Here is a 7,577-nt window from a genome sequence, read left to right as displayed (position 1 = left end):
GGCGGCTGGCTGGCCCCCGACGCTCTGGTGATCGTGGAGGAAGCGACTGCGGCCATGTTCGAGCCCGCGCCCGGTTTCGACCTGCTTGAGCGGCGCGATTACGGCGAGACGGAGGTGATTTTTTTGCGTCCCGTCGCGGCCGGACAGGCTTGACCGCTCCGAAGGCCTGTCATAAGAGAAACAAACGATCTTGGGAAACATCCCTCATGCGGACCATTCTTGTAATCATGCGAGCGCCTGAAGCAGGCCGGGACTGACCCGGATCTCCTGCCGCTGGCGCTTACCCGGGTCCCGAAAGGGGCCTTTTTTATTTTGGCCGCAAGCTTTGCCCGCGCAAAAGATCGGACCAGAGGTCAAGTAAGCTGGAGCTGTTGAAATGTCGAAGACGATGACCGGCGCCGAAATGGTGGTGCAGGCCCTGCAGGATCAGGGCGTGACGCATTTGTTCGGTTATCCGGGCGGCGCAGTCCTTCCGATCTATGACGCCCTGTTTCACCAGACCAAGGTCCAGCATGTTCTCGTCCGCCACGAGCAGGGCGCGGCCCATGCGGCGGAGGGCTACGCCCGCTCCTCCGGCAAGGTCGGCTGCCTGCTGGTGACCTCCGGCCCCGGCGCCACCAACGCCATTACCGGCCTCACCGACGCCTTGATGGATTCGATCCCGCTGGTCTGCATCACCGGCCAGGTGCCGACCCATCTGATCGGCTCGGACGCGTTCCAGGAGGCCGATACGGTCGGCCTGACGCGCCATTGCACCAAGCATAATTATCTGGTGCGGCGCATCGAGGACCTGCCGCGCATCCTGCACGAGGCCTTCTATATCGCGCGATCGGGCCGTCCGGGCCCGGTGGTGATCGACATTCCGAAGGATGTGCAATTCGCCAGCGGCGTTTATTCGCAGCCCAAGAACGCGCAGCACAAGACCTACCAGCCGCAGCTCAAGGGCGATATCGGCAAGATCAAACAGGCTTTGGAGATGATGTCCAAGGCCCGGAAGCCGATTTTCTACACCGGCGGCGGCGTCATCAACGCCGGCCCGCTGGCCGCGACTTTGCTGCGCGAACTGGTGGCCCAGACCGGCTTCCCGATCACCTCGACCCTGATGGGCCTCGGCGCCTATCCGGCCTCGGGCAAGAATTGGCTCGGCATGTTGGGCATGCACGGCTCCTATGAAGCCAATAACGCCATGCACGATTGCGATCTGATGGTCTGCGTCGGCGCGCGTTTCGACGACCGCATCACCGGCCGCCTCGACGCCTTCGCGCCTTATTCCAAGAAGATCCATATCGACATCGATCCGTCCTCGATCAACAAGAACGTGCCGGTCGATCTCGCCATCGTCGGCGATTGCGCCCATGTGCTGGAGGATATGGTCCGGCTGTGGCGCTCCGAGGCGCATAGCGTCGACAAAAAGGCGCTGGAAGGCTGGTGGGGCCAGATCGACCGCTGGCGCGGCCGCAATTCCTTCGGCTACAAGAAGTCCGATACGGTCATAAAGCCGCAATACGCCATCGAGCGGCTCTACGCTTTGACCAAGGCCCGCAAGACGCTGATCACGACCGAGGTCGGCCAGCATCAGATGTGGGCGGCCCAGCATTACCGCTTCGAGGAGCCCAATCGCTGGATGACCTCCGGCGGCCTCGGCACCATGGGCTATGGCCTGCCGGCGGCGATCGGCGCGCAGCTCGCCCATCCCGACGCTCTGGTGATCGACGTGGCGGGCGAAGCTTCCATCCTGATGAATATTCAGGAGCTGTCGACCGCCAAGCAATATCGCTGCCCGATCAAGGTGTTCATCCTGAACAACGAATATATGGGCATGGTGCGTCAGTGGCAGGAATTGCTGCATGGCGGGCGCTATTCCTCGTCCTATTCCGAGGCGCTGCCGGATTTCGTCAAGCTCGCCGAGGCCTATGGCATGAAGGGCATGCGCTGTTCCGATCCGGGCCGGCTTGACGCCGCGATCCAGGAGATGATCGACAGCCCGCAGGCGGTCGTGTTCGACTGCGTCGTGGACAAGGCAGAGAATTGCCTGCCGATGATCCCGTCGGGCAAGGCGCATAACGAGATGATCCTGCCCGATACCGATGAGGACATCGGCAATGTGATCGACGACAAGGGCAAGATGCTGGTGTGAGTTTTCTCCCTCGCCCCGTTCTGCGGGGAGAGGGCAGGGGTGAGGGGCCTCGATGACGAGCCGCGCCGCCCCGCTTCAACCTCGCCGTCATTGCGAGCGAAGCGAAGCAATCCACGCTGCGGTTTGCGTGGAAGATGGATTGCTTCGCTTCGCTCGCAATGACGGGTTCAGTTTGCTAACGGACGGATTTCCATGAACGCCCAGACCCCCGCCGCGCTCTCGCCCTATTCCTCCTCCGCCGGCAAGGCGTCGCGCTCCGAGACGCACACTTTGTCCGTGCTGGTCGACAACGAGCCCGGCGTTCTCGCCCGCGTGGTCGGCCTGTTCTCCGGCCGCGGCTATAATATCGAAAGCCTGACCGTGGCCGAGGTCGCGCACGCCCAGCAGCTTTCGCGCATCACCATCGTCACCACCGGCGCGCCCGAGACCATCGAGCAGATTTCGCATCAGCTCGAACGCATCGTGCCGATCCACAAGGTGACGGATCTGTCGCTGCTTGACCGTTTCGTGCAGCGCGAATTGGCGATGATCAAGGTGCGCGGCAAGGGCGAGAACCGCACCGAGGCCATGCGCCTCGCGGAAGCCTTCCGCGCCCGCGTCATCGACGCCACCACCGAGAGCTTCATTTTCGAACTGACCGGCGCGCCCAAGAAGATCGACGATTTCGTCGAGCTGATGCGTCCGATCGGGCTGGTGGAGGTCGCGCGCACCGGCGTCGCCGCCATCACCCGCGGCCCGCAGGGCATGTGATTGATGGATAAGCCGGTCTCCGAGAAGGGCTTCGACGCCGCCATGTCGAAGCCGTTCGCGCATCATGATTTCAGGCCAGATATCAATGGCTTGCGTGCACTGGCCGTGCTGGCCGTGGTGGCATTTCACGCTGGCTTGCCCGTTTGGGGCGGCTTCGTCGGCGTCGATATCTTCTTCGTCATTTCCGGCTTCCTGATCACGCGGATCATCCTGAGCGAACGCGTCGCCGGGGCCTTCTCGATCGCCGGTTTCTACGGCAAGCGGGTGAGGCGCATCCTGCCCGCTCTGCTGCTGGTGATGTTCGTCAGTTGGGGCGTGGGCTGGTTCATGCTCAACCCGGACGATTTCCGCCGGTTCGGCGGCCATATGGAGGGGAGCTCCTATTTCTCGGTGAACCTGTGGCTTTATCGGCAGGCCCAAGGTCCAGCGGCTTATTTCGATCCGGCCGCGCGCTACATGCCGCTGCTGCATCTCTGGTCGCTGAGCATCGAGGAGCAGTTCTACCTGATCTGGCCGGCGCTGATGCTGCTGCTGTTCAGAGTCTCCCGCTTCCTGCTCCCCGCCATTGCGGCTCTTTTCCTGTTATCCCTCGCTTTTTCGATTTTCATCACGCCTCGCGATCCGAACGCCGCCTTCTTCTTCCTGAGCAGTCGGGCCTGGGAACTGGCGCTCGGCGCGTTGCTGGCGCAGCGGGCGGTTTTTGCCGACCCACCGCCGTCTTCAGCGTTTGCCCTCAATCTCCGGGCGGGACTCGGCATTGCGATGATGCTGGCCAGCTTGTGGCTGTATTCCGAGGCGACGCCTTGGCCCGGGTCCGCCGCCTTGCTCCCGACAGTCGGCTGCGCCCTCGTCATTGGAGCGCCGGGCGCGCAAATCAGCAATATCCTGCTCGGCAATCGCATTGCGCAATTTTTCGGCCGGATCTCCTATCCTCTCTATTTATGGCATTGGCCGCTGCTATCGTTCGCCCATGTCAACGTCGGCGAACTCCTTCCGCCGTGGCTGATGGCGCTCTTGCTCGGCTTCTCGGTATTGTTCGCCTGGTTGACATGGCGGTTCATCGAGCGACCTGTCGCCAAAGGCTACTCGCGTAGACCGCTTGTCGTCGCCGGGATCTTGCTGGCCACAACGGCGCTTGCGGGGGGGCTCGGCAGCCTGACCCGGCAACAAAACGGTTTTCCGAAGCGCTCGCCGCCCGAGGTTCTCGCAATCGTGGACTATGTCGGGGTCGCCGCAAAAGTCCTTGTCGCGAATCACGTCTGCAGCGACAGCGAGATCGCGCGTATGGGCAGTCTCGACGAGCAGAAGAGCAAGGCGCATGCATTTTACGAAAGAAGCGGGTGCCTGAAGATAGACAACCCCGAGCGGCCGATCGTGGCGCTGCTTGGCGACTCTCACGCGATGCATCTCATTCCGGGCCTGCGCGAGGTTTATGGCGATCGGATCAATCTGGTCATCATGGGCGCCGGGGGCTGCGCGCCGCTGATTCCGAAAACGGATTGGAGCACCGGCTTGGCCGGCTCGCTGCGATGCCGGGCAAACAATGCGGCGATCTTCGAGAATCTTGCCGCGCTAAAGCCGACGGCAATCATCGCTTCCGCCTTTTTCCAGGATTTCCACGATTCCGTCATCCGGAGCTATCCGACTTTTCTGCAGGACTTCGACACGAATGTCGCTTCGCTTCGGAAAGCGGGAGTCGCTTCACCGATCATCGTCATGGGCGAGGTGCCAACCTGGTCGCCTGCGCTTCCTTCTCTGCTCGAACGCGAAATTTATGCGGGAAAGAAGCCAAGCGATTTCACATTCGACAGCCTCGATCGGAGAAGCCTCGACGTGGACGCCATTTTCGCCGCCCATCGCTGGGGCGACAATGTCGTCTACATCTCCCAGGCGCGCGCCTTGTGCGGGCCGGAAGGCTGCCGCCGGATAGTCGGGCCGCACCTGCCCGAGGACATGATCTCGATGGATTACGGGCACTATACCCCGGCGGGCTCGATCTATGCGGTGAAGAACATTTTGGCGCCGGTGCTCGATCCAATCCTAGCGGCGGCGCGCAAGCCGGAGTGAGCGCATAAAAAAACCCGCCGTTTCCGGCGGGTTTTTCGTCTTCAGCCCCGCTTGAGATTGGGGTGCACCGTCTTTTCGATAATATGCATGTCGCGGCCGATCACATGTTCCGTGGAACCGACGATCAGCGGGTCCGGCGCGTGGACGATGGACAGGTCCTTGTTGGGATAGGGCAGGGACCACAGGAAATGCGTCATGCAATTGAGGCGGGCGCGCTTCTTGTCATCGGATTTGATGATGGTCCAGGGCGCGTCGGCGGTGTCGGTATAGAAAAACATCGCCTCCTTGGCCTCGGTATATTCGTCCCATTTGTCGAGCGAGGCGAGGTCGATCGGCGATAGTTTCCATTGCTTGAGCGGATCAGTCTTGCGCGCCTCGAAGCGGCGGCGCTGCTCCTCGCGCGACACCGAGAACCAATATTTGAACAGGCGCACGCCGGAGCGCGCCAGCATGCGCTCGACCTCGGGGCATTGCCGCATGAATTCCAGATATTCGCTCGGCGTGCAGAAGCCCATCACCCGCTCGACGCCGGCGCGATTGTACCAGGAGCGGTCGAACAGGCAGATCTCGCCGCCCGAAGGCAATTGCGAAATATAACGCTGGAAGAACCATTGCGTGCGCTCGCGCTCGGTCGGCTTCTGCAGCGCGACCACGCGCGCGGTGCGCGGGTTCATATGCTCCATATAGCGCTTGATCGTGCCGCCCTTGCCGGCGGCGTCGCGGCCCTCGAACAGCATGACGATCTTCTCGCCGCTGGTTTCGACCCAGCGCTGCGCCTTGAGCAGCTCCTGCTGGAGCTTGAGCATATGCTCTTCATAAGGCGCGGTGCGCAGGCGCGAGGCATAGGGATATTCCCCGGTCTCGAACACGCGGCGGATCGCGGCGGGATCGTGCCGCATCTGCGCGAGATGATGCTGCGGCGTCTCCTCCGCCTCGGAAGCCTTGGGCTTGCTCGCCGGTTTCACAGCCGACTTGCCCGCCGGTTTGGGCGTCTCGGCTTTGGCCGGGGCGGCAGGAGCCGAGGCGACGGCGGTCGGCTGGACGTTCGAAACGGTTTCAATGTCTTCGACGGTTTGGGCCAAGCTCGATACCTCCGCTAATATCTTGCAAAAAAATGCACGAAAAACCGACGCGCGCGAACGCGCCGGCGGGTTATTGTCATGCTAGTGTAATAATTCGGCGCCGGCCATGATCCGGCGCAATGCGGCGCGAAAAATCGCGCCGACTCGGGGCCGATCGGCCCTAGACCCCAACCTTGAGCAATTTATAGTCGATGGCGTCGAGCAAGGCCTGGAAGGAGGCGTCGATCAGGTTCGGCGAAACGCCGACCGTGGTCCAGGTCTCGCCGCTCTTGTCGCCGAATTCGATCAGCACGCGGGTCACGGCGTCGGCGCCGCCCTGGAAGATGCGCACGCGGAAATCGAGCAGCTCGATATCGTCGATATATTTCTGATATTTACCGAGATCCTTGCACAGCGCGACATAAAGCGCATGGACCGGGCCATTGCCCTCGGCCGCCGAAATCAGGCTCTGGCCATCGACATTCACCCGCACGGTGGCTTCCGAAAAGGTCTCCAGCGCGCCTTCGGCGTTGTGACGGCGCTCGACATCGACGCGGAAACGCTCGACCTCGAAATAGACTGGCACGTGGCCGAGCACGCGGCGCGCGAGCAGTTCGAAACTGGCGTCGGCGCCTTCATAGGCATAGCCCTGCGCCTCCTTCTCCTTCACGGCGTCGAGCAGGCGCGACACGCGCGGATCGTCCTTGGCCACCGAGACGCCGAGCCGCTCCAGTTCGGCGAGAATGTTGGACTTGCCGGCCTGGTCCGAGACCAAAACGCGGCGGATATTGCCGACGCTCTCCGGCGTGACATGCTCATAGGTGCGCGGATCCTTCAGCACGGCGGACGCATGGATGCCGGCCTTGGTCGCGAAAGCCGAGGCGCCGACATAGGGCGCATGACGGTCGGGCGCGCGGTTGAGCAATTCGTCCAGCGTATGGCTGAGTTTGGTCAGGCCGCGCAGGCTCTCGGGCGTGACGCCGATCTCATATTTCTCCGAAAATTCCGGCTTCAGCAGCAGAGTCGGGATGATCGAACAGAGATTGGCGTTGCCGCAGCGTTCGCCCAAACCATTCAGCGCGCCATGGATCTGCCGCGCTCCGCCGCGGACGGCGGCCAGCGAATTGGCCACCGCCTGTTCGGTGTCGTTATGGGCGTGGATGCCGAGATGGTCGCCCGGCACATGGACCGTGACCGCCTGCACGATCTGCTCGACTTCATGCGGCAGCGTGCCGCCATTGGTGTCGCACAGCACGATCCAGCGCGCGCCGGCTTTATAGGCCGCCTCCGCGCAGGCAAGGGCGTAATCGGGATTGGCCTTGTAGCCGTCGAAGAAATGTTCGCAATCGACGATGACCTCGCGGCCCGCTTTCGCCGCCGTCGCGACGCTGTCGGAAATGCCTTCGAGATTTTCCTCCAAGGTGCAGCCCAGCGCAACATGGACCTGATAGTCCCAGCTCTTGGCGACAAAGACGATGGTGTCCGCCGCGCTGTCGAGCAAAGCCGCCACGCCCGGATCATTGGCCGCCGAACGTCCGGCGCGCTTGGTCATGCCGAAGGCG

5 protein-coding genes are annotated in these 7,577 nt (G+C 62.5%); 3 read left to right on the top strand and 2 right to left on the bottom strand.

Features of this window, described 5'->3' with window-relative positions:
- The first annotated feature begins 376 nt into the window (after positions 1 to 376).
- The 3 genes from ACE3S9_RS11575 to ACE3S9_RS11565 all read left to right on the top strand — a co-directional run bounded on the left by ACE3S9_RS11575 (position 377) and on the right by ACE3S9_RS11565 (position 4,954).
- The gene (locus ACE3S9_RS11575) at positions 377 to 2,137 is read left to right on the top strand and encodes an acetolactate synthase 3 large subunit (RefSeq protein ID WP_374546617.1); all 1,761 of its coding nucleotides are present in this window, start codon (positions 377 to 379) and stop codon (positions 2,135 to 2,137) included.
- Between the two features lie 192 nt (positions 2,138 to 2,329).
- On the top strand, positions 2,330 to 2,887 hold the full coding sequence (gene ilvN / locus ACE3S9_RS11570) for an acetolactate synthase small subunit (RefSeq protein WP_374546616.1): 558 nt from the start codon (positions 2,330 to 2,332) through the stop codon (positions 2,885 to 2,887).
- A 3-nt stretch (positions 2,888 to 2,890) separates the two neighbouring features.
- Entirely contained in the window at positions 2,891 to 4,954 is a 2,064-nt protein-coding gene (locus ACE3S9_RS11565; RefSeq protein WP_374546615.1) for an acyltransferase family protein, read from the top strand.
- Positions 4,955 to 4,995: 41 nt separating this feature from the next.
- On the opposite strand, the gene ppk2 is transcribed toward ACE3S9_RS11565, so the two are convergent.
- Entirely contained in the window at positions 4,996 to 6,036 is a 1,041-nt protein-coding gene (ppk2, locus tag ACE3S9_RS11560) for a polyphosphate kinase 2 (protein WP_374546614.1), read from the bottom strand.
- 160 nt (positions 6,037 to 6,196) lie between these two features.
- Positions 6,197 to 7,577 (bottom strand): citramalate synthase (gene cimA, locus ACE3S9_RS11555; RefSeq protein ID WP_374546613.1); only part of this gene is annotated, 1,381 nt, incomplete at its 5' end.

It is taken from the genome of Rhodoblastus sp. (genome assembly GCF_041915505.1).
Classification (GTDB): domain Bacteria; phylum Pseudomonadota; class Alphaproteobacteria; order Rhizobiales; family Beijerinckiaceae; genus Rhodoblastus.
The sequence above is the reverse complement of the archived record's forward strand: the minus strand, read 5'-3'. Positions and strand labels throughout refer to the sequence as shown.

What these genes read in the sequence shown, in the direction of transcription:
- ACE3S9_RS11575 (WP_374546617.1), top strand. Translation starts at nt 377, where the DNA reads ATGTCGAAGACGATGACCGGCGCCGAAATGGTGGTGCAGGCCCTGCAG.
- ilvN (WP_374546616.1), top strand. Translation starts at nt 2,330, where the DNA reads ATGAACGCCCAGACCCCCGCCGCGCTCTCGCCCTATTCCTCCTCCGCC.
- ACE3S9_RS11565 (WP_374546615.1), top strand. Translation starts at nt 2,891, where the DNA reads ATGGATAAGCCGGTCTCCGAGAAGGGCTTCGACGCCGCCATGTCGAAG.